This window comes from Levilactobacillus parabrevis (assembly GCF_044051715.1).
In the GTDB taxonomy this organism is placed as follows: domain Bacteria; phylum Bacillota; class Bacilli; order Lactobacillales; family Lactobacillaceae; genus Levilactobacillus; species Levilactobacillus parabrevis.
Genome location: NZ_CP168688.1, coordinates 1,534,658 through 1,556,578, shown reverse-complemented (window position 1 = coordinate 1,556,578; position 21,921 = coordinate 1,534,658). Strand labels below are relative to the sequence as shown.

The 21,921-nt window shown below is 52.0% G+C and carries 19 protein-coding genes; 14 read left to right on the top strand and 5 right to left on the bottom strand.

What is annotated here, in order from left to right; all coding sequences use genetic code 11:
- The first annotated feature begins 19 nt into the window (after positions 1 to 19).
- The 7 genes from rplS (at position 20) to ACEPSU_RS07325 (ending at position 6,177) form a co-directional block, all read left to right on the top strand.
- Positions 20 to 376 (top strand): 50S ribosomal protein L19, encoded by a 357-nt coding sequence (gene rplS, locus ACEPSU_RS07355; RefSeq protein WP_020088978.1) that lies wholly within the window; start codon positions 20 to 22, stop codon positions 374 to 376.
- Positions 377 to 760: 384 nt separating this feature from the next.
- A complete protein-coding gene (locus tag ACEPSU_RS07350; RefSeq protein ID WP_395320905.1) occupies positions 761 to 1,621 on the top strand; it encodes an ATP-binding cassette domain-containing protein in 861 nt (286 codons plus the stop codon).
- Position 1,622: 1 nt separating this feature from the next.
- Entirely contained in the window at positions 1,623 to 2,498 is an 876-nt protein-coding gene (locus ACEPSU_RS07345) for an ABC transporter permease (RefSeq protein ID WP_395320903.1), read from the top strand.
- 19 nt (positions 2,499 to 2,517) lie between these two features.
- Entirely contained in the window at positions 2,518 to 2,973 is a 456-nt protein-coding gene (locus ACEPSU_RS07340; RefSeq protein ID WP_395320902.1) for a LytTR family DNA-binding domain-containing protein, read from the top strand.
- Positions 2,974 to 2,985: 12 nt separating this feature from the next.
- Positions 2,986 to 3,387 carry a DUF3021 domain-containing protein gene (locus ACEPSU_RS07335; protein ID WP_395320901.1) on the top strand — a complete coding sequence of 134 codons (402 nt, stop codon included), beginning with the start codon at positions 2,986 to 2,988 and terminating at the stop codon, positions 3,385 to 3,387.
- A 274-nt stretch (positions 3,388 to 3,661) separates the two neighbouring features.
- A complete protein-coding gene (locus ACEPSU_RS07330) occupies positions 3,662 to 4,171 on the top strand; it encodes an LlsX family protein (protein ID WP_395361494.1) in 510 nt (169 codons plus the stop codon).
- Between the two features lie 11 nt (positions 4,172 to 4,182).
- Positions 4,183 to 6,177, top strand: coding sequence for a KUP/HAK/KT family potassium transporter (locus ACEPSU_RS07325; RefSeq protein ID WP_395320899.1), 1,995 nt, complete (start codon positions 4,183 to 4,185; stop codon positions 6,175 to 6,177).
- Positions 6,178 to 6,273: 96 nt separating this feature from the next.
- Here ACEPSU_RS07325 and yjeM read toward each other — a convergent pair whose 3' ends face one another.
- Entirely contained in the window at positions 6,274 to 7,788 is a 1,515-nt protein-coding gene (yjeM, locus tag ACEPSU_RS07320; RefSeq protein ID WP_020088968.1) for a glutamate/gamma-aminobutyrate family transporter YjeM, read from the bottom strand.
- A 56-nt stretch (positions 7,789 to 7,844) separates the two neighbouring features.
- Positions 7,845 to 9,260 (bottom strand): C69 family dipeptidase, encoded by a 1,416-nt coding sequence (locus ACEPSU_RS07315; RefSeq protein WP_260340118.1) that lies wholly within the window; start codon positions 9,258 to 9,260, stop codon positions 7,845 to 7,847.
- A 281-nt stretch (positions 9,261 to 9,541) separates the two neighbouring features.
- Between ACEPSU_RS07315 and ACEPSU_RS07310 the strand changes: the two genes are divergently transcribed.
- The 6 genes from ACEPSU_RS07310 to ACEPSU_RS07285 all read left to right on the top strand — a co-directional run bounded on the left by ACEPSU_RS07310 (position 9,542) and on the right by ACEPSU_RS07285 (position 17,139).
- Positions 9,542 to 10,432 carry a YitT family protein gene (locus ACEPSU_RS07310; RefSeq protein WP_395323157.1) on the top strand — a complete coding sequence of 297 codons (891 nt, stop codon included), beginning with the start codon at positions 9,542 to 9,544 and terminating at the stop codon, positions 10,430 to 10,432.
- Positions 10,433 to 10,543: 111 nt separating this feature from the next.
- Complete coding sequence (locus ACEPSU_RS07305; RefSeq protein WP_020090404.1) at positions 10,544 to 10,732, top strand: 2-hydroxymuconate tautomerase; 189 nt, start codon at positions 10,544 to 10,546, stop codon at positions 10,730 to 10,732.
- 176 nt (positions 10,733 to 10,908) lie between these two features.
- Complete coding sequence (gene glpK, locus ACEPSU_RS07300; protein ID WP_395320896.1) at positions 10,909 to 12,408, top strand: glycerol kinase GlpK; 1,500 nt, start codon at positions 10,909 to 10,911, stop codon at positions 12,406 to 12,408.
- A 65-nt stretch (positions 12,409 to 12,473) separates the two neighbouring features.
- On the top strand, positions 12,474 to 13,340 hold the full coding sequence (locus ACEPSU_RS07295) for a helix-turn-helix domain-containing protein (protein WP_395320895.1): 867 nt from the start codon (positions 12,474 to 12,476) through the stop codon (positions 13,338 to 13,340).
- 143 nt (positions 13,341 to 13,483) lie between these two features.
- A complete protein-coding gene (locus ACEPSU_RS07290; RefSeq protein ID WP_395361492.1) occupies positions 13,484 to 15,118 on the top strand; it encodes a glycoside hydrolase family 43 protein in 1,635 nt (544 codons plus the stop codon).
- An 872-nt stretch (positions 15,119 to 15,990) separates the two neighbouring features.
- Positions 15,991 to 17,139: an ArgE/DapE family deacylase gene (locus ACEPSU_RS07285; RefSeq protein ID WP_395320892.1), complete on the top strand. Its 1,149-nt coding sequence runs from the start codon at positions 15,991 to 15,993 to the stop codon at positions 17,137 to 17,139.
- Between the two features lie 101 nt (positions 17,140 to 17,240).
- On the opposite strand, the gene ACEPSU_RS07280 is transcribed toward ACEPSU_RS07285, so the two are convergent.
- The gene (locus tag ACEPSU_RS07280; protein WP_395320890.1) at positions 17,241 to 18,053 is read right to left on the bottom strand and encodes a Cof-type HAD-IIB family hydrolase; all 813 of its coding nucleotides are present in this window, start codon (positions 18,051 to 18,053) and stop codon (positions 17,241 to 17,243) included.
- A 218-nt stretch (positions 18,054 to 18,271) separates the two neighbouring features.
- Between ACEPSU_RS07280 and ACEPSU_RS07275 the strand changes: the two genes are divergently transcribed.
- On the top strand, positions 18,272 to 19,642 hold the full coding sequence (locus ACEPSU_RS07275; protein WP_395320888.1) for an RsmF rRNA methyltransferase first C-terminal domain-containing protein: 1,371 nt from the start codon (positions 18,272 to 18,274) through the stop codon (positions 19,640 to 19,642).
- Between the two features lie 123 nt (positions 19,643 to 19,765).
- Here ACEPSU_RS07275 and fni read toward each other — a convergent pair whose 3' ends face one another.
- Both fni and ACEPSU_RS07265 read right to left on the bottom strand, forming a co-directional pair.
- Positions 19,766 to 20,806, bottom strand: coding sequence for a type 2 isopentenyl-diphosphate Delta-isomerase (fni, locus tag ACEPSU_RS07270; protein ID WP_395320886.1), 1,041 nt, complete (start codon positions 20,804 to 20,806; stop codon positions 19,766 to 19,768).
- 11 nt (positions 20,807 to 20,817) lie between these two features.
- A complete protein-coding gene (locus tag ACEPSU_RS07265) occupies positions 20,818 to 21,891 on the bottom strand; it encodes a phosphomevalonate kinase (protein WP_395323314.1) in 1,074 nt (357 codons plus the stop codon).
- Positions 21,892 to 21,921: the final 30 nt, after the last annotated feature.

Sequence of the window (21,921 nt, the reverse complement as noted above, 5' to 3'; positions counted from 1 at the left end):
GCGAAAGGATAGAATTGATATGCGCCAAAACAATTTAATTGCAAAGATCAACCAAGAACAATTACGGGACGATGTTCCAGACTTCCGTGCCGGAGATACTGTGCGTATTCACGCCCGTATCGTTGAAGGTACCCGCGAACGTATCCAATTGTTCGAAGGTGTCGTAATCAAGCGTAAGGGTGCTGGCATCCAAGCAACTTACACTGTACGTAAGATCAGTAACGGTGTCGGTGTGGAACGGATCTTCCCATTACACTCCCCACGTGTTGCTAAGATTGACGTTATTCGTCAAGGTCGTGTACGTCGTGCTAAGCTGTACTACCTCCGTGAACTTAACGGTAAGGCAGCGCGGATTCCAGAACGCCGTCGCAACTAGTAACAACTCAAAATACCAATCACTTCGGTGGTTGGTATTTTTTTGTGCTGAAAAAGGAGCAAACGTGTTTGGTGTTGCTCAACCAGGTTTTGTGGTATATTAAGGCTATAGCAAAAGCCGATGCTTGCACACCGGCCTTGCAAGCCGCTTTAAGAGCGGAGACAGTAACGACGACGGGTCGCCCTTAACTGGTCAAAGTTGAAGGGGCGGCTTTTTTACCGAGATAATCCTCATCCGGCAGCGTACACGTTAGATCTAGTCTAGCGAGTACGCTTTTTAACTGCCATTTTTGACCACTCATCGGGCTGCAGTAGCCACTTATCCGAAAGTCGCGGACAACTTAGCCAATCGGGTCTATTCTTAGCGGCATAGGAGATGAGACAGATGTTATTAGAAGCGAAGCACTTAACAAAAACCTTTGGTAGTCACGTTGCAGTCAATGATTTGAACTTGCAGATTGTGCGGGGGAGTTTCACGGCGCTACTGGGGCCCAACGGTGCGGGCAAATCTACGACGATGAACCTCCTGATTGGTCTGACGACGCCGAGCCTGGGCCGGGTGAATTATGCAAAACAGATCAAGCGGGGCGTTGTTTTTCAGAATAGCGTGTTGGACGACCAGTTAACGGTGACGGAGAATTTACAGATTCGGGCTAAGCAGTACCGCCACGTTGACAAGACGAAAGTGGCGGCGGTCAGCACGGAGCTGGGATTGACAGCTTTTACTCACCAACGGTATGGCACTCTGTCTGGGGGTCAGAAGCGGCGGGTGGATATCGCCCGAGCCCTATTGAACGATCCCGATATCTTGTTTTTAGACGAGCCCACGACCGGACTGGATATTCAAACGCGAACGGCCATCTGGGATCTCTTGCGGCACCTGCAGCGAACCCGTCAACTGACGGTCGTCCTGACGACACACTATCTGGACGAAGCCGATGCGGCGGACAGTGTTTATATCATTGACCATGGGAGTTTGGTTGCGGCTGGGACCGCCACAGCCATTAAGGCGCAGTATGCTGAGGATGTTTTACAGGTGACGAGCGCCCATGTTGACCAGTTGCGGGCTCAGCTGACGGTAGAACCGACAGCGTGTGAGGGTGATCGCCTAGTTTTCAAGTTGTCATCACCGCAGACCGCTCTCGAGATATTGACGACTAACCGCGATCTGATTACGACCTTTGAGTTTCGGCCAGGGACGATGGACGATGCCTTTCTCGCCCTGACCGGAAGGGAGATGCGTTAGAATGCTAGCCATGATAAAACGGAATCTATTGTTATACTTTCGTAATTGGAGTGGCGTCTTCTTCTCACTGATGGGGGCGTTGATCTCATTTGTCCTGTATCTTATTTTCCTGAAGCAGAACATGCTAAATAGTTGGGCTCAGGTTCCCCATGCGGCGCGTTTGCTGGATCTGTGGCTCATCGGGGGAACGCTTGCCATTACAGGGATTACGACCACCCTGACCAGTCTATCGCAGATGGTTATCGACCGAGAAAAACACGTGACGGCAGACCTGCAGTTGGCCGATGCCGGCCCGTTGCGGTTGCAGCTGAGCTATTTACTGAGTGCTGTAGTGGTTGGCGTATTGATGCAGGCAGCCATGTTTGCGATTATGCTAGGTGACTTTGCGCTCACAGATCACGTGACGGTCACCATCCCCCAAACAATCAATGCCCTGGGACTTATGGTGGTGAGCGCGTTATTGGCGACCGCCGTGAATGCCATCCTGATTCAGGGGGTTCGGACGGTGACTAATTTAAGTAAACTTGGCTCAATCATCGGGACGGCCGCTGGATTCTTAGTTGGCACCTACATCCCTATTGGGCTATTGCCGACCTTTGCTCGGGATCTTGTCAAACTCACGCCTGGTAGCTATGTGGCTGCACTGTATCGGCAGCTTTTGATGGATGATCGGCTGAATACGGTCTTTCGGCAGGCGCCAGCGGCTCGGTTGAATTTTGAAAAATTAATGGGGATCCGTCTCAGCTGGTCGGGACTGTTGACCCAGTCTGCAACTTACCACATAATAGGGTTAATCTTTATCGGTGCGCTGATCTTGACGGTGGGCCCAACTTGGGTGAAGCAGTACCACCAGCGGCGCCGATTGCGCGAACGGTAGTAGTGGGGAGGCGTGGTGCGTGCGGCATAAATTTGAGGAAAATTCTGAAATCGACCCAGCAGATCCGGTGGTCGTGGTCCAAGCTGCTAGTGAGACGGGAGCGGTGCCCGACTTACTGGCGTATTTGGATCGCTATGCGGCTACGCAGCCGGGGATGATTGCGGTGAAGACGCCAGATCGGTTGGTCATGGTCAAGGTCGCCACGATTATTTCGGCGGAAATTCAGACCGCCACGCTACTTCTGTACACGACGTCGGGAGTTGTGACGACTAAGGAGCCGTTACGGCACCTGCTGCAGCGGCTAGCCAATCCGAATTTTGTGCAGGTTTCGAGGCACAGCGTTTTGAATTTGGACCATCTACAGTCGTTGGAGGATAGCTTCTCAGGTAGTATGACGGCGACGTTGACGGCAAAAGTGAAGACCGATGTGAGCCGGAAATACGTGAAGGGACTCATGCAGCGGTTGGGTATTTAGGAGGTGACCCTAGTGAGTAAAGTAATACGTTATGCCTTGCAGGGCATGGGTTACGGTGGGGTGGCCTACCTTCTGTTGATGGCTAGTCATATGGAACCGACAACTAGTACCACGAAGAGCATTCTGAGTATTTTACTGATGAGTGCGGCCATTGGTGTTGTTAGCCTGATCTTTGAAAGTGACCGGCTCGGTTTCCCCGTGGCCCTGGGCCTGCACCTGAGCGGCACGTTAGCTTTGGTGATGGCTATGTTGTTCTATAATGGGTGGCAGTTTGTGTTGGTGACGAGAGGGACATTTTGGATTGTGTTTTTCCTGGTGTATGCCGGTATTTGGGCCGCAGTCACATTGGATCAACACTTACGCGTCACCAAGATTAATCGAGCCATTGCTGAACGGAATAAAAATAAAGCTTGACGAATCTTAATTAAACGTGTATAGTTAATTATTAGAGTTTAAGAGATGCTAATAAAGAGATTCAGAGAGATTGTTTAGCAAGCCGGAGTTTCTTAGATTTTAAAATGGTCCGCCCATTCGCAGGAATGGGGGGCCATTTTTTGCGATATGAAGTGAGTGTAGCGGAGTATGATGGGTAGTATAAAAATCATTTGTACAATTAATGTGAAACTGTACACTTTTAAGTACGCTTTGTGATATAATAACGCTATGTTATGAAAGGTGGCATGCATCCATGGCAACAACTGCAACCAACATTACGGACGCTCGGAAAAACCTTAAAAGTTTAACTGATGACGTCGTCGATTATAATGAACACGTTATTATTACCAAGCCTAAAAACAGAAATGTCGTATTAATGTCGGAATCAGAATTTCGATCTTGGCAAGAGACCCTATATATTTTAGGTTCTGATGAGAACCGAAAAGCGCTTGATAAGTCGATCAATCAGATGCGCAAGACGGTACTACGGCTCAGTTTGGAAATCGTGGGTGGGATGATTGTGTCGGCAGGCTTACTGTCGCTGATCATTTCCAGCACCTACGTCTACGTGCACGCATCGGGAGTCGCGCACTACAATCTCAATTTATTGGGATTATCATTCTTTCGGATTAGCCACGTGGCGGGCCACTTTAGCGGGCAATCTAATTCGTTAGGTATGGGTTATGTGTGGCTAGCGGGAACGGCAATGATTCTGCTTCTAGGCGAGCTGCGCCACCGGCTAATCACGCATCGGTGGCTGTAGGGGGCGAGCACATGCGAATGACGACACAGAAACTCACGGGGGTGGGGATGCTGATCACGCTGGGGATCGTTTACGGCGACATCGGTACCTCGCCCCTTTACGTCATGAACGCGATTGTTGATCAGGCGGGCCGCGGGGCGATGACGGCCGTGACGCCGGTCATGCTGGGTAGCATCTCCCTAATCTTTTGGACGTTGATGCTGATCACCACGGTCAAATACATCCTACTGGCGATGCGGGCCGATAATCGGCATGAAGGTGGCATCTTTGCCCTGTATGCCCTGGTTCGTAATCATGCCAAGTGGCTGATCTTCCCCGCGCTGATTGGGGGTGCCGCGTTACTAGCAGACGGCACCTTGACGCCAGCGGTAACGGTGACCTCGGCGATTGAGGGCCTGAAGAGCCAGACACTCGGCCCCCTACATTTCAGCGGGAGCCAGGGATGGGTCCTACTCGTGGTCACGGGGATTCTGGTCGGACTGTTCTTGGTCCAGCGCCTGGGGACCCAGTTGATTGGCTGGTCATTTGGCCCGTTGATGCTGGTGTGGTTCAGTTTTATTGGGTTGGTGGGTCTGCGGAATCTCCTCGGTGATCCCCTGATTGTCCGAGCACTCGCGCCGACGTATGCACTACGTTTCTTAGTCAGTCCGGACAATCGTCAGGGTATCTTTATCCTCGGGAGCGTGTTCCTGGCGACAACTGGTGCGGAGGCTCTATACTCCGATATGGGGCAGGTTGGCAAACGCAATATTTACGGGACCTGGCCGTTTGTTTACCTGACGCTGATGCTGAGTTACTTGGGCCAAGGAGCCTGGGTGATTCACCACGCCAGTCAGCTGGGAGCGGCTCATCCGGTAAATCCCTTCTATGCGATGGTGCCGGGGAGTTGGCGGTTGTTTGCCATTGGCATTGCGACCGTGGCGGCAATCATTGCCTCTCAAGCCCTGATCACTGGGTCTTACACCTTGGTGCATGAAGCGATGGGACTGAAATTACTGCCGCGACTACGTATCAATTTTCCTGGTAGTGAAAAGAGCCAGCTGTATATCTCAACCGTCAATTGGTTGCTGTGTGCCGTGACCCTAGGCATCGTCTGGTTCTTCCGGACGTCCAGCCACATGGAGGCGGCGTACGGTTTGGCAATCACGTTGACCATGCTGATGACGACGTTGCTCCTCCACGCGTTTTTGCGGCAACGCGGTCATCGGGTGCTGGCTCAGGTCTACGTGGGTGTGTTCGGCTTGCTTGAAGGTTTATTTCTAGTGGCAAGCTTGGCGAAATTCGTTCGTGGTGGTTACGTGACACTGTGCCTGACGGTGGTGATTCTGACAATCATGGTCTTCTGGTACTACGGTAACCGGCGGCGGAGTGCCCACGTGGAGGATGCCGAGTACGTGTCGTTGCTGGACTTTCTGCCACAGTTGGCAGCCTTGAGCCAGGACGACCAGGTGCCACCGTTTGCGACGAATCTGGTCTATGTGGGTCACGTGGCACCGAACTACGCGATTAAACGGGCGGTGGTCTACTCGATTCTGGATCAGCAACCGAAACGCGCGGCAGTCTACTGGTTTGTGACGGTTAACGAGACAGATACGCCCTATGAGTGTAGCTACACGGTGGAAACGCTGGGCACGCGAAACGTGATGGACGTGCAGCTCTATCTGGGCTTTAAAAAGCCACAGCGAGTCAACGTGTACTTGCGTCAAATCGTCAATGATTTACTAAAAGCGGGAATTTTGCCGGACCAAACGCCCCGGTATTCGAGCGTCCCGGGCCGCCGCGTCGGCAACTTCAAATTTGTCATGCTCAACCAGCAATTCCAGGATCTCGGCGCGGATGATGACCTGCCGGCAGTGGATCGATTGCTAATCGGTGGTCGACTGCTACTCCAACGCGTGAGCCTGTCTCCTCAACGTTGGTACGGTCTGGAATTTAGCGACGTGGTGGAGGAACGAGTGCCATTGTTCATTGGGCATGCGCCGGACCGGACGTTGCGGCGGAAATAATATGAAGCTTCGGTAGATTAATTGTGGTACTAATCGTATAAATGTAACGTCAAAAAAGTTCGAGACCAATCGTCTCGAACTTTTTTAGTAAGCAATTTAATTTTCGTCACTAGCCGGATCGTTTTCCTTAGCTGAACGCTTTTCAGCATTGCGGTAGAAGATCCAAGCCACGGCACCGAAGAAGATGGGGCCGATGATCGTCCAGAAGGCGGTCTTGTAGTCGGCGTCCAGAATTGGTTGCAGGCAGGTGAAGACAATCCCGGCAATCAAGACCAGCAGCACGATTCCCACAATGATGTTGGTGAAGACCTTGTTCTTGTAAACGACGAATGGCCGTTCCAGGTCGGTCCGCTTCTTGAAGAATGGGAAGGCCCCAATCAAGAAGAGGTAAGGTGCTGAAGTGGAAACGTTGGCCATGTTGGTCAAGATTTGGTAGAACTCCTTGGCTGCGGAACCCCCAAAGGAGACGAAGAAGATGAAGACGGCAACCACTGTGGCTTGAATCCACATGGAGTAGGCCGGCACACCAGCTTTGTTGAGGCGCGTCATCTTCTTAGGCCACAGCTTTGGTGAAGATCCCATGATGAAGGATTTCAGTGGCGAGTAGACCAGAACGAAGAAGGAACCCAGGTAAGCCATGAACATACTCAACCCGGTCAAACGAGCCAAGATATCCCCAATCAGCACGGAAGTTCCGTGAGACAGGTTCATTGCGTGCCCCATGACCAGCCCTAAGTTATTCATCAGAACGTAGGTGATGTTCCCCAAGTTAACGGAACCGCCACCCAGGACTTCATGCCAGTTAGCACTGACCCCCCAGAGGAAGATCGAGACGGAGTAGGCAATCGTGATGGTAATCGTGGAAATGATCAGCCCCTTAGGGAAGGTCTTTTCCGGTTTCTCCATACTATCCGTGATCCCCCCCATAGATTCCATACCGGCGTAAGCAAAGACGGCGTAGATCACGAAGGACAACAGGGCCATTGGTGACTGGAATTGTGGGTTGGGTGAGGCAATGAAGCTGTGCAGACCGTTAACGGGTTCTGCCAGTTGGCCCTTGTTCAAGATCCAGATTAGAATGCTGGCAATGAAGAACAAGATGGTCAGGCCCATCACGAAGATTCCCCCCAATGAAGAAATCTTAGCGATTGAGCTAACCCCACGCGTTGCGAAGAAGGTAACGGAGAGAATCCAGATGATTCCCAAGATTCCGATTGTTTGCGTGGAGCTTAAACCAAGGATTCCCCAGGTCTGCGTTTGGTCGCTCCCAGAGATCAGGGTCGACAGTGGAATCCAAACCTTAGTTGAGGTCGACAACATCCAGATGATCCAAGAAGATAGCCAGATGAAGGTCCCAATGAACGCCATCTTTTCGCCAATGGATTCGGCCAACCAGGAGTAGATCCCCCCTTTGGCTTCCTTAAATGTTGATCCGTATTCTGCCAACATCAAGGCACTTGGCAGGAAGAAGAACAGGGCGGCTAAAACGTACCAGATAATGCTGGCATATCCCATTTGGTCATAGGCAACAGTTCCGTTAGCGAAACCGTAGATGGCCGAAAAAATCATTAAGATCAGACTGAAGAGTCCAATCTTCTTTTGCTTTTCCATTAGATTAATATCTCCCATTTATGTGGTGCGGACTAGACTGGCTAGCCCGAGCCGTGTTATAAGTTCAGGTCCTGGTGATAATTGAGGGGCCCGAGGTCGGTGGCCTTGGTGATCAAGGTCGCCGCTAGCTCGCGGTAACGCCGAATTCCCAATGCGGCGTTCTCGTTGGCTTGTTGCGTTAAGTACTGATTCAGCTCGGTACCGGATAGTTGTTGACCGACGATATCGGTGTGTTGGACGGACTGTTTAAAGGCAATCCGCAGTTCCTTTTGAACGGCACTAACTGTTGGCCAAGCCGACTGGTAGTGCGCATCTAAGAGGACGCTGACGAGCTTGTAGACCCAGTAAGCGGAGTCCGCATCGTAGGTCTCTTTGCCCAAGTGGTAGGCGGTCGGTGTACTTTCGATGCCAGCATAGAACGGCACGTAGACACTCTGAGCACCGACCCCCATGGCAAGCCACTGGATACCAGCTAAGGCTGGGTCCATGGCCGGTCGTAACTGTAAGACGTGTGATTCCTGTGTCTTAGCGAGGCTGACTGGTCGGAATCGTTTACGCTGTTCCGGTGTGCCAGCACCGACTGGATCGTAAGGGGTGCCCTCAAAGTGACTGCTGAGGTAGCCCTGTGCGTCATCGACACTCAACAGGTGATCGGCGTACTGAATAAAAGGTAAGTCGAATGATTGCGGTTCCTGTGCGACTTCTGGATTAAAGCAACGTTGGCCGTACCAGACGCGCGGGGTGTTGTAGTACAGATCCGATTGGTCCTGTGTCCCGAAGATGTTGCGCCAGCAGAAACGGTCGCGGTCAGGGTTCAAGTGATTCGTCGTCACAAATTCGCGTAGGTTGCGTGCGAACATAAAGTTCTCGTGATCCTTGAAGTCAATGTCCTGAATGGCCATTTGATTGGCAACGACCGCGTAGCCATTATCCGGAATCCGTTGGGCGACCCAGTAGTGGCCGGCCCCCGTTTCCAGGTACCAGGCTTCCTGTTGGTCGGCGAATAAAATACCGTTGGACTCGCTGGTCCCGTAATGCTCAACGATTTGGCCGAGCAGGGCGACCCCGTCTCTAGCAGAGGTGACGTAAGGCAGGACGACCGTGATCATGGCTTCCTCACCAATACCATCTTTGACCAGCGGATCGGCGCCAAGTACCCGTTCGTTTGAATAGGTACTTTCGGTGGCACTCATGGCTACGCCAAATTCATTGATCCCGTCTTCCTCGAACAGGCCGTATTTGTCGGTCCATTCAGGGGTGGCGGTGTATTTGGCAGCAGACTGGGGTAGCGGCATGGTGAAGCCGTTGTCCGTGCTGACGAAGGTTTGGGGCGTCGTGGCTGTTGTCGCGGGGTGAACGATGAAGTGCTTGGGCCAAGCGGCCTTAGCATCTTCGTTGCGGCCAATCATGACCGATCCATCCGTGGAAGCTTGCGCACCAATTAAAATACTTGTACAAGCGGAATAATTCATGGGAGCGCTCCTTTCTATATAGTAGTGAATAAATTCTCGTTACTATTCTATCATTTTTAAGGATTAACGGGGCCGGTTTCCGAATATTTTTAATTATTTTACACGATTTTCTCATGAAAATAAATATTTATACAATTTGGTGTTTACGTTAGACTGGGATTTTACGGTGGTTGTGGGGGCTAAAGACTGATGGGATGGCCGTACTAGGGCTAGCTAAGTCGTAAGAGTTGTGGTTAAATGGTGAAAACAACTGATGATTGAAAGGCGTGAAGATGAGAATTATGTTAGAAAACAATCGGCGCGAGGTGGGCAAACACCTGTTAATTTTGCTTGGATCGGCCATAATCACGGCCATTGCATTAAATGAATTCTTAGTTCCCGGTAAGATTTTCAGTGCAGGTATCAACGGGATCTCTCAGATTATTGCCACGTTACTGGCAGCGGTCGGACTCCACCTGAGTACTGGGTGGTTCATCCTGCTCTTTAACATTCCCATTGGCCTGTTGGGCTGGTTCAAGGTGGGCCGGGGCTTCACCATCTATTCCATTGCGGTGGCGATTTTGACTTCGGTGCTGGCCATTGTGATTCCGGTCAACAACATCTCAAATAATTCGTTATTGGCAGCGCTGTTCGGGGGCATTTTGACCGGCGTTGGCGTGGCTTATCCGTTGAAGAACGGGTTCTCAACCGGGGGGATGGATATCATTGCCGTGGTGCTAGAGAAGACCACGGGGCGGACGATTGGGACGTTAATGATGATGATCAACTCGGGAATCGTCATCGTCGCTGGCTTCCTGTTTGGCTGGGAAAGTGCGTTATACACGATTATTTCCATTTATGCAATGTCTCGAGTGGTTGATAGCATTCACACCCGGCACCAAAAGCTGACCGCTTTCATTGTGACGTCGGAACAGGACGCCGTTATCACAGAACTTAATAAAACTCTCATTCGCGGCATCACAGCCATTCCGTCATTCGGGGCCTACACCCGGCAGTCGAGTACGGTGTTAATGACCGTTATTTCGCGGTATGAACTTTATGCATTGGAGCGGGCAGTCAAGGAAGTTGATCCCCGGGCCTTCGTCAACCTGGTCAACACCGTCGATATTGAAGGGAACTTCTACAATGAAACGGAGCAGTTGAAGTTGCGGGCAGAGACGATGAAAAAGTAGGTCTATTCGTTGCTAGGTTATGGCAGCCTAGCAGGAACGACAGTAGAGGATTGCCATCTTTAGTGGTTATCGGTATAATAAGTGCATTCAATTAAGAAGGGAACGAAAATAATGCCAATTGTTAACATTGATTTGATTGCGGGCCGTTCACAAGCCCAACTCAAGGCTTTAGTTCAAGACGTGACGTCTGCTGTGACCAAGAACACTGGTGCCCCAGCCGAACATGTCCACGTCATCTTACGCGAAATGCAACCCGACCGTTACGGTGTGGCCGGCGTTTTGAAGAGCGACGAAAAGTAGTAAAAATTTCCAAAATCTTATAAACCGCCACCAACCCCGATACTCTCGTCTTGGTGGCGGTTTCATTTACAAAAACATTTGGCGCGGCGAGCACTTTTCGGTATACTGGTAACAAGTGCGACATCACGGTGGATTTAGGCCGTCGCTTACAACGAATGAATGGAGAGTCTATGACAATGAATGATCAACAATACATGATGGCAATTGACGAAGGGACGACGAGTACCCGGGCTATTTTATTCGACCGGCACGGCCAAATTGCGGGACAGGCACAGCGGGAATTTCACCAGTACTTTCCCCAGCCAGGTTGGGTCGAACACGATGCCAACGAAATCTGGAATGCGGTCCAATCCGTCATTTCAGACGCGCTGATTGATTCCGACGTGCAACCTTACAAGGTGCGGGGAATCGGGATCACCAACCAACGGGAAACCACGATCATCTGGGACAAGAAGACCGGTGAACCCATCTACCATGCGGTTGTTTGGCAATCCAAGCAAACCAGTGATCTGGCCGATCAACTGAAGACAGACGGCTACACTGACGCCATTCACGACAAGACCGGGTTGGTCATCGACTCCTACTTCTCTGCGACCAAGATTCGTTGGATCTTAGACCACGTTGAAGGGGCCCAGGAGCGCGCTGAACGCGGCGAGCTGCTCTTCGGGACCATCGACACCTGGATTCTCTGGAAGCTGACTGGTGGCCGGGTTCACGCCACGGACTACACCAACGCCAGTCGGACCATGCTGTACAACATTCACGATCTGAAGTGGGACGATGACATCTTGAACTGGATGAATATTCCAGCCGCCATGTTACCCGAGGTTCGCTCGTCTTCTGAAATTTACGGCTACACCGCTGGTTACACGTTCTCCGGAGTTCAGGTGCCCATCGCTGGTATCGCTGGAGACCAACAGGCTGCCTTATTTGGCCAGACGGCCTTTGACAAAGGGATGGTCAAGAACACTTACGGTACTGGGGCCTTCATCGTTATGAACACCGGAGAAGAACCGACCTTATCCCACAATGGGTTATTGACCACGATTGCCTACGGCTTAGATGGCAAGGTCACCTATGCGCTGGAAGGATCGATCTTCGTGGCCGGTTCCGCCGTACAGTGGTTGCGTGATGGGATGCGGTTCTTCGAGCACGCTGGTGAATCTGAAAAGATGGCGGTCGACGCCAAGACTACCGGGAACGTTTACGTGGTGCCTGCCTTTACCGGGTTGGGTGCGCCGTACTGGAACCAAGAAACGCGGGGGGCTGTCTTTGGCCTGACTCGCGGGACCACACGTGAACAGTTCGTGCGGGCAACGGTGGAAGCCATCGCCTACCAGACACGAGATGTTGTGGACACCATGACCAACGAGACCGGATTGCACATTCAATCTCTGAGTGTCGATGGTGGGGCAGCCAACAACAACTTCTTGATGCAGTTCCAGGCGGATATTTTGGATACGCCAATCAAACGGGCGGCCATCAACGAAACGACTGCGCTAGGGGCAGCTTACCTGGCTGGTTTAGCCGTTGGCTTCTGGCCCGACATGGACGCCATCCGGAAGATGCACGCCTTGCGGGACGAATTCACCCCACACATGGCGGCCGACAAACGGGAAAAGTGCTACAAGGGCTGGCAAGCCGCTATTAAGGCGACCCAAGCCTTCGAAGATTAAGTGATTGTTTCGCTACCACCGGCCCGTGTTGGCTGGTGGTAGTTTTTGGCTAGGAGGAGATTGAGATGGCAATTGACTATTTACCGGTGATCAACACGCACTTTACGCTGTTCGGCGGTCATCAGGAGACCGTTCCCGCCGACTGGCAGTGGCCGGCCGAGGAGCATCCAGCCTTTGAGCTGATGTACATTCTAAAAGGGCGACAGCGGACCATTACCGAAACGGGCGAGCTCGTCTTACAAGCGGGGGAGTTCACGGTGATTCCAATCGAGACGCGCCATACCAATTACGCGTTGGACCACCGACCGATGACGTACTTCTGCATGCACTTTAATCTGGACGATCCGGCACTGCGCTACCTGTTGATTCGCGAGTATGCCGGTCGGATCATCACACCGGCCGATGCGATTTACCCGGCGTTGCGGACCCAGGCCGAGCACCTCATGGCGATGATCGGTCCGGACTATAACTTGGCCGACCAATTGGATCTGCAGGTGAGTGTGATCGACGTTATCATGACACTGGTCAAGGATCTGAAGGTCGCCGGGAAATTCAAGCCACACGCCGCCGACGTGGACCAGTTCATGCTCTGTCACCAGTTGGCGAGTGATCTGAAGGCCCAGTTGGACTATCAAATCTATCACGCCGCCGAGCCCCAGCAGCCATCCGTAGCGAAAATCGTTGCAGCACGGAATATCTCGCAGAGCTACGCCTTGAAGCTGTTTCAGAAGTATTATCATGAGTCGCCGCAGCAGTACCTGATCGCCCTCAAATTGGCCACGGCTAAGGAACTCCTGCGCCAGCCCAAAGCCCGAATCAACGCGGTTTCAGCCAAGCTGGCTTATACTTCGCCAAGTCACTTCACGCGAGAATTTAAGAAGCATTTTGGCCAAACGCCCCGCGAGTACATGCGTCAGGAGAAAACAGAATAGTACGAATCAGGGATAGTTCTATACGGATTATCCTCTTTTTTTGTTGCTAAAAACGCGTACAATGTTTACTGTAAGCGCTTAACGGAACTGCTATTTAAAAACGACCGTCAGTTGACGGCCATTATTCAAGGAGGATTTTATCCATGACTGAAATTCAAAATCCAATTCTACCCGGCTTCACTCCGGACCCTTCAATCCTGCGAGTCGGTGAGGACTACTACATTGCCACGTTGACCTTTCACTGGAACCCCGGGATTCAGGTCTACCATTCAAAAGACTTAGCCAACTGGGAACTGATTGCCCATCCATTGGCTGATGTGCCCGAGGTAGATCTGCGGGGAACTATGACCCCCGGTGGGATTTGGGCACCAGATTTGTCCTACGACAATCAGACAAAGCTATTCTGGATGACCTACAGCAAGATGAATAATCAGGACGGCCGGATGTTTGACGCCGACAACTATACCATGTCGGCCAAGAGTATCCTGGGGCCTTGGAGCAAGCCCGTTTACCTCAATTCCATCGGCTTCGATCCGTCACTGTTCCACGATGATGATGGCCGTAAGTGGGTCGTCACGCTGGAATGGGAGACGCGGTTGGGGTATCAACACCCTGGGGCCATTGTCTTGGAAGAATTTGACCCTAAGCAGGGCAAATTAATCGGTGATCCCGTCCGCATCACGCGTGGTGGTACCGACCGTGGGGCCCAAGAAGCACCGCATTTGTACAAACACGACGGGTACTACTACCTGATGACGGCGGAGGGTGGTACCGGCTATGGGCATGCGGTCGTCTTACAGCGGTCTAAGAATATCGCGGGGCCATACGAGTCCGATCCGCAAAATCCCATCATCACGTCGACGCCGTACTACTATTACCGGCGTAACGACCCGGATGCTGGGCGCCCAGATCTATACAATCCGGATGCGCCGCTACAAAAGGCCGGTCACGGGTCGTTGGTTTCTACCCAGACGGGTGAATGGTACGTTGCTCACTTGTCAGCGCGGCCGTTACCCGGACTGCATTCCATTCTCGGTCGAGAGACGTCGCTGCAGAAGATGGTCTGGACGGATGATGGCTGGTTACGGATGGCCGATGGTAGTAACCTGGCTAAGGCCTCGACACCGGGGATGACTGGCGTTGAGCTAGAACATGCTCAGCGGCCATTTACGCTGATCGATGACTTTGGTAAATCAACTCTGGACCTGCACTGGCTCACGCCATATGGCCGTCCTAATAAAGACTGGTTGACGTTCCAAGACCAAGGCCTGCGGATGCGCGGGCGTCAGTCGTTCTTCTCGCGGATGGACGTCTCTTTGATGGCCACGGCGGTTACTGGATTCCACGAGACGGTGACGACCAAGCTGAAATTCAAGCCAATTCATTTTTCACAGTCGGCAGGACTAGTCTTGTACTACGACAACCACAACTGGCTGTTTGAACGGTTGAGCTACGACGAACGCAACGATCAAACAGTGTTAGACGTGGTTCAGGCCAAGGATGGCGAACGAACCGAACTCGAACCCATCAAGATTCCGGTGGCCAGCTCAGCCGCTGAACTCCGGGTCACGACCGATGATGCCCAGGCACAGTTCTCCTGGCGTGAAAACATCAACGCCAAGTGGGCGCCGGTTGGTAAGCCTGTTGACATCAGCTACCTGTCTGATGAGGACATCGATGGCTTCACGGGACTGATGGTCGGTATCGGTGCTTGGGATGCCTACCGGCGGGAATCATACGCCGACTTCGGCTGGTTCACGACGGAGACGCAGGGTTAATCGTGGTTAAATACTAAAGATAAGTGCGAGATTGCCGTGAGTTGGTCACACTGCGGCTGCCAGAGATTCTGCCTGCTGTGGGGACCGGTCCAAGCCTGTGAAGCGGTCTTGGACCTCGACTTGGAGCCGTCACAGTTCAGACGTCTCCAAGCTCGTCCCAGGACCTAACCTGACAAAAGACGTCAGCTAAGGTCATCGTCACGGCTGGCTCCATCTCTGGCCGCCTCCGGCTTAGGTTGAGTATCTATAAAAACATTGGTGCTCACGATTAATACTGGGGTCTCTCGAATCATCATGTTGTAACTATTTGATTCGGATTAAACTGTCAAATTTAGTGCTAATGGTTTTGCCGGAATAATTACGATTACGACTAAGTAAATGGTGAATTTGCAGTAAATATACTGATTGAAAGTCTTATTTGGAGAAAGCTATTCCTCTTAATGAGGCTTTTTGCTATATACAAATGGCCAAAATCTTCGTAATTATTATGTAGATTAAGAGCTTTTTTGAATATTTTGGTTAAGCTTGCAGCAGATTAGACTAAATATTAGATGTGGTTTGTCCAAAAGTGCTGAGTTACCAATTATATGTAGTATACAACTAATTTAATGCGATAGTTTATCAAAATAATGAGACTGATTTGGCGATTTTTACATTAGTAATAGTATAGGGATCACTTGGACGGGAGAAGACGGATTTCAAAAGTGCACAAATTCTGTGGCAGAGATGAGGTGTCGCCTATGGGTCGCATCCAGTTGATAGAGTGGTTAGTACCATGGCAGACAAATCGGCGCCGAATTCTATGTGGGGTCAAATAAGTGAGATTCGCAATTATTTGCGTTAAAATCGACTTAACTAAGGAGGAATCAGCGATGGCAGTGTTTACAGATGAACAGAAATTACAGATTCTCACGGACTTGGTGGCGATTCGATCGGTCAATAATCACGAGACCGATGTGGCCACCTATCTCCAGCAGTTGTTAGGCCAACATGATATTCAGGCCCAGCTCGTTCCCTTGAGCGATTCGCGGGCTAACTTGATTGCGGAAATCGGTTCCGGGCATCCGGTGCTTGGCGTTTCTGGTCACATGGATGTGGTTGCGCCGGGCGACGTTAACGCCTGGTCATCCGATCCGTTTCAAGTCACGGCCCGGGCTGGGAAGCTCTACGGTCGTGGCATTACGGACATGAAAGCCGGACTCGCGGCGCTGGTCATCGCGATGATCGAGCTTCATGCGGCCGGACAGCCCGCAAAGGGGACAATTCGACTGATGGCAACCGTGGGTGAAGAAGTCGGCGAGACTGGCTCTGAGGCCTTTTATGAGGCTGGTCACATGGATGATGTCGATGGCCTGCTTATCGGTGAACCCACTGGCTATCACATTTTCTCCGCCCATAAGGGGTCTATGGACGTTAAGCTGACTTCACAGGGCAAGGCGGCACACAGCTCGATGCCCGAACTGGGTCAAAATGCAATTGATCCGCTACTGTCGTTGCTGGGTCAGGCAAACGAAGCCTTCCGAAAGACTGACCGCGTGAACGCTGCTCTCGGAAAGTTAACCTTCAATACGACCGTTTTCAATGGTGGTGACCAGGTTAACTCGATTCCGGCAGTGGCCACGGCGGAAATGAATATTCGGACGATTCCCGAATTCGATAATGCCACAGTCACACAAGTCTTACAGCAGCTGGTAACGCAGGAAAATGAACAGGGTAGCCATGTGACCATGGATATTTACATGTCCCAGTCGCCCGTTGAAGAGCCTAAGGACAATCCGCTGAGTGACTTGGCGGCCACTATTGGGGCGACCTATGCGTGTGCACCCGTACCCAAGCTGGCATTACCGGCGGTTACCGACGCGTCCAACCTGTTAAAGGATAAGGGGCATAATTATCCGTTCATCGTCTTTGGTCCCGGTAACGAGACGGCGCATCAGGTCGATGAGTATGTGGATCAACAGATGTACCTGGACTTCACGGAACTCTATCAGAAGTTAATGACGTCATATCTTGAGGACTAACTGAAGCGGCAGAATCCCTAACTGCCGCAGGTGACTACTTTTAAGCAGATCATCAAAAAACGCGTGAGCCCCCAATCGAGTTCACGCGTTTCGTATCACAGCTATTCGGCTAGTTTGAGATAGTCTTGTAGGTAGGTGGCCAGACCGTCGTGGTCGTTGTCACGGGCAGTCATGTCGTTAGCCAGTGCCTTGATCGGTGCGGTGGCGTTTTGCATGGCCACGCCCCAACCGGCGTAATCGATCATTGCGGCATCGTTGTGTTCGTCGCCAAAGGCAATGATATTTTTCCGGTCAATTTGGTAGTGGTGAGCCAGCGCTTCAACACCAGTGGCCTTCTGAACCCCTTTGACGCCCAATTCAACCACGGCGTTAGGTCCGCCCCATGGTGCTGCATCCACGACATCGTTAAAGTTGTGGCGCAGATAGCTCAGTAGGTGGTCCTCGTGGCTACGGTCAACGGCGACCGTCAGGCTGATGGGATTTTGCTGAAGCGTTTTTTGATTTAAAATTTCGTTGGACTGCAGGACTGTTGGGAAGAAGCCAACTTCGACGGGATGGTCGCGAGCGGCCAAGAAGAGGTTCTTGCCCTCAGCGGCAATCATGTTGATACCCAGCTCAGCACGGTGAGCCAAGAGATCGAAGGCAACATCCTTACTGAACGTGTACTGGTACTCATCATCCCAGTGTTGGTGGGGGATGTGGCCCAGACTCCCGTTGAAGTTGATCATGGGTCCATCCAGATGTAATTCATCGTAAAAGTTTGCGGAGATGCGGTTCGGCCGCCCCGTCACGATACTGACGATGTGACCGGCTTCGCGCGCCTGAGTCAAAACGGTTTTCGTCTTGGCAGAGATCTGGGCGTCCGCATTTAAAGTGGTACCATCAAGGTCGATGGCGATTAATTTTCGTTCCAACAGAGAACACCTCGCATTAGTGGTTTAGAGTCGTGTAAATTGCGTAAAGTAACCCTCTTAATGTAACATATCTCAGTGCGACTTGCATCCATTTCACCCAGCTCCGGGGTAGTGCTAACGGGGCGAAACGGGTATAATAGGCAGAGTGAATTTGAGCGAATTAGCATTATGTATATAGCAAATAAATTAATTGTAAGATACAAAATGGAGGAATAACGGTGAATTTACCTGAAGACTTTATCACGAAGTACCGCGACCTGTTGGGCACAGAAGCCGATGCTTTTTTAGCGAGCTTTGACACCCCTAGTCTGAGTGGCTACCGGGTCAATCCAGCCCATCATGACTTGCCAACGAAATTAACCACGGCTGAGCCAGTCCCTTACGAGCCGCTTGGCCATTTTGGGACGGTCGGTGGACGGACGTTGATGCATCAGAGCGGGGCCGTTTACAGTCAGGAACCGAGCGCGATGTTTGTCGGTGCTACGGCGGCCCCAAAACCGGGTGAGAAGGTTCTTGACCTGTGTGCCGCACCTGGTGGAAAAACGACCCATTTGGCCAGTTATTTACAGGGAACTGGCCTGCTAGTGACTAACGAAATCAATCGCAAACGGGTCAAGGTGCTCGCAGAAAACGTTGAACGTTTTGGTGTGCGGTCCGCTTTGATCTTAAATGAATCTCCAGATCGACTGAGCCCAATTTTCCCCGATTACTTCGATAAGGTATTGGTTGATGCGCCGTGTTCTGGTGAAGGGATGTTTCGCAAGGATCCCGATGCCATGTCCTACTGGTCCCTCGATTACGTTCAGGATTGTGCAACGCGGCAACGTGAAATCATGACGGAAGCTTTGAAGATGGTGAAGCCTGGTGGTCAACTGATCTACTCGACGTGTACTTTTGCACCCGAGGAAGATGAACAGATGATGGCCTGGGTGTTGGATAACTTCCCAGAGTTCCACCTGCTGCCGATCAAGAAGGTCGGCGGTGTCGTGGATGCTCGTCCAGAATGGGCCAACGGTAATCCGGAACTCAAGAAGGCAGCACGTCTGTTCCCGCACCTGATGAAGGGTGAGGGTCACTTTGTGGCGAAGCTCGAACGTGACGCCGGTGATGCGCCAGCCATTCACGGCCAAGCTAAGTTGGGCACGCCGTTGACGGGTGATCAACGAAAGTTGTGGCAAGCCTTTGCAACTGAAGTTCTGGGGCAAGATTCGTTTGATAATTTAATCACCGTCAAGGATCAACTATTTGCCGTACCAGCTGGGCTACCTAACCTGAAGAAGTGCCACGTGTTCCGGCCCGGCTTACATTTAGGAACGTTCAAAAAGAACCGTTTCGAGCCGGCTTATGCGTTGGCCTTGGCGAGTGACCCGCAAATGGTGACCCAGATGCTGGCCATCACTACAGATCAGTGGCGGGCCTGGGTTCACGGCGAGACTTTCACGTTGGCAACGGCGCCACAGAAGGGCTGGTACCTATTAACGTGTGACAGCCAGCCGGTTGGTTTCGGTAAAGTCGTTGGTACGACGGTGAAGAACTTCTTCCCTAAGGGCCTGCGCTTTACGGTTTACGATGAAGATTTACAGAATTAAGTAGTTTGTTGGTTTAACCGGTTAAAAAAATCCCCATAGCACGGCAACACTGGCTGGTAACAACCACGTTTGTCCTGCTATGGGGATTTTCTAAATTCTAATGTTTGTAAGGGCCAAAAAGCGCTACTGCGTTAGGCCGCGTTGTCGGCAATAACTCTCTAATTCGGGGGACAAAAGAAGCTGCTGTTCCCGGAGTGCCGCCAAATTGCGAGTACCAAGTAACGTCATAATCGTTTTGAGTCCGGTTTGCCACTCCAGCAGCATTTGCGTGGTCGTGGCCTCATCGGTCTTGATTAAGCTGTGTAACACTTGACCAGCACTTCCAACCACCGATGCGCCCAAGGCTAAGGCTTTGGCTGCATCGAGCGGTTGGCGAACTCCACCAGTCGCGATGACCGTTAATTCTGGGGCCTGTCGTGTTTCCAACAGGGACTCGACCGTTGATTGCCCCCAACCAGCCAGGTAGCTGAGTTCCTTTTCCGGGCGGCGGAAGTTTTCAATCTGCGCGAAGTTTGTCCCACCACGGCCGCCGAGATCAACGAACTTTACGCCGACATTGGCCAACTGTGCCAGCGTCTCGTGGGCCATTCCGAAGCCGACTTCCTTGACGATCACTGGAACGTCGAGTGCGGCCACAATTTCACCGATTTCATCCAACCAGTGAAAGTCGCGATCACCCTCGGGCATGACCAACTCTTGGGCCACGTTGACGTGGACTTCCAGAGCATCTGCCGCCAGCATGGCCACGGCTGCTCGTGCTTGGGCTACCGAGTGACCGGCACCGATGTTGGCAAAGACCAGACCGTCGGGATTGTTTTCCCGTAACACGGTGAAGGTGGGGACAGCAGCGGTATCCTTGAGCGCAATGCTCTGGGAACCACTGGCTACGGGCATCCCCGTGGCGGCGGCAATCCGACCCAACATAGCGTTGACCTTGCCCGTCCGTGGACTCCCACCGGTCATGGCTTCAATCATCAACGGCACGGGTAGCGTCAGCGGTCCGAGCTGCGTTTGCAGGCTCACATCACTGACCGCCATTTCTGGCAGACTCTGGTGCACGAACCGCAACTGGTCGAATTGACTGGCGGCGTGTTCCTGATAAAATTTTTCAGCCAGCGAAAGGTGTTCGTCCTTCCGGTGGGCGTGGCGGGATAGTTGTGCCATAAGTGGTCTCCTTACTCAATCACGTGATGGACGTTTAGTTTCAATGGTTCGATACCGCGGTGTTCCCATTCTTTGAGCAGGCTGGCCAGGTCTTTGGCAGCGTTGATGATGACAATACCGCAGTCACCACCACCGGCACCGGAAGACTTAGCCGCACCGCCGATATGAACGGCGATATCGCACATAGTTCTCAGTAGTTTCGTTTCAATGGTAACGTGGCTCAAGTTGGCCAGTTGATTCAACAGTTGCCGGTTGACGGCAATTTCTTTTTGAATGGCGTCGAGGTCTTGATCGTGGAAACCGGCAATCATCCGTTGTAGGCAAGCTTTACTTTCTCGCAGAAAGGCGTGATAGTCGTCACGGCGGGTGGCCTTAAAGAGGGCAACCTTATCGACGAGATGGGAGGTAGAAGCCGGCGTACCGGTCCAGCCGATCATCAGGCGTAAAGACTCTGGTGGCGTCAGGAGCTCGATCTGTAGGCCGGGCCAATCCATCGTCAACAGGTCGGTCAGACTAATCTCACGGCGTGCGGAAGCCAGCCAGTCACGGTCGAAGGCTTGATAGGCGATCCAACCGCCGTAAACGGAAGCAGCGATGTCACCCAAAGAGCCGTTACCTTGGACGTCTAGGTGCGCGATGGCGGCTAGTTTGAACAGCCGGTCCTTAGGCATCTCGATGTCGTAGAATTGGCACAGAGCCTTCACGGTCGCCACAGTGACGGCAGCGGAAGATCCTAACCCGTATTTCTTACCATCGGCGCTGTCGAGGTCACTGTTGACGTTCAAATGGTAAATAGCTAAGGGTTTGCCCAATGATTGGGCGTACTGTTCGGTCAATCGAATGGCCGACAGAATATAGTGGAAGGGGTTATCCCGGTTGTCAAAAACGAGCTCGGTTCCCTGGCGTTGCCAGTAGAGGGAGTTCTCTTGGTATTGTTTGGAGGCGATACGTCCATAGTCGTGGCTGGGGGTAATTGTGACGGTCACAAATTGGTTCAAGGCCACAATAATGGCCGGATAGCCCGGTTCAACCACGGCGTATTCACCAGCAATATAGAGTTTTCCGGGTGCTTGCGCGGAAATCAAAAAATCAGGTCCCTTCTGTAACAGTTAATA

Excerpts from the sequence above, each read along its gene's own strand:
- yjeM (WP_020088968.1), bottom strand. The coding sequence starts at position 7,788 with ATGGAAAAGCAAAAGAAGATTGGACTCTTCAGTCTGATCTTAATGATT.
- ACEPSU_RS07290 (WP_395361492.1), top strand. The coding sequence starts at position 13,484 with ATGACTGAAATTCAAAATCCAATTCTACCCGGCTTCACTCCGGACCCT.
- ACEPSU_RS07315 (WP_260340118.1), bottom strand. The coding sequence starts at position 9,260 with ATGAATTATTCCGCTTGTACAAGTATTTTAATTGGTGCGCAAGCTTCC.
- glpK (WP_395320896.1), top strand. The coding sequence starts at position 10,909 with ATGAATGATCAACAATACATGATGGCAATTGACGAAGGGACGACGAGT.
- ACEPSU_RS07310 (WP_395323157.1), top strand. The coding sequence starts at position 9,542 with ATGTTAGAAAACAATCGGCGCGAGGTGGGCAAACACCTGTTAATTTTG.
- ACEPSU_RS07330 (WP_395361494.1), top strand. The coding sequence starts at position 3,662 with ATGGCAACAACTGCAACCAACATTACGGACGCTCGGAAAAACCTTAAA.
- ACEPSU_RS07305 (WP_020090404.1), top strand. The coding sequence starts at position 10,544 with ATGCCAATTGTTAACATTGATTTGATTGCGGGCCGTTCACAAGCCCAA.
- ACEPSU_RS07350 (WP_395320905.1), top strand. The coding sequence starts at position 761 with ATGTTATTAGAAGCGAAGCACTTAACAAAAACCTTTGGTAGTCACGTT.
- rplS (WP_020088978.1), top strand. The coding sequence starts at position 20 with ATGCGCCAAAACAATTTAATTGCAAAGATCAACCAAGAACAATTACGG.
- ACEPSU_RS07345 (WP_395320903.1), top strand. The coding sequence starts at position 1,623 with ATGCTAGCCATGATAAAACGGAATCTATTGTTATACTTTCGTAATTGG.
- ACEPSU_RS07285 (WP_395320892.1), top strand. The coding sequence starts at position 15,991 with ATGGCAGTGTTTACAGATGAACAGAAATTACAGATTCTCACGGACTTG.
- fni (WP_395320886.1), bottom strand. The coding sequence starts at position 20,806 with ATGGCACAACTATCCCGCCACGCCCACCGGAAGGACGAACACCTTTCG.
- ACEPSU_RS07295 (WP_395320895.1), top strand. The coding sequence starts at position 12,474 with ATGGCAATTGACTATTTACCGGTGATCAACACGCACTTTACGCTGTTC.
- ACEPSU_RS07325 (WP_395320899.1), top strand. The coding sequence starts at position 4,183 with ATGCGAATGACGACACAGAAACTCACGGGGGTGGGGATGCTGATCACG.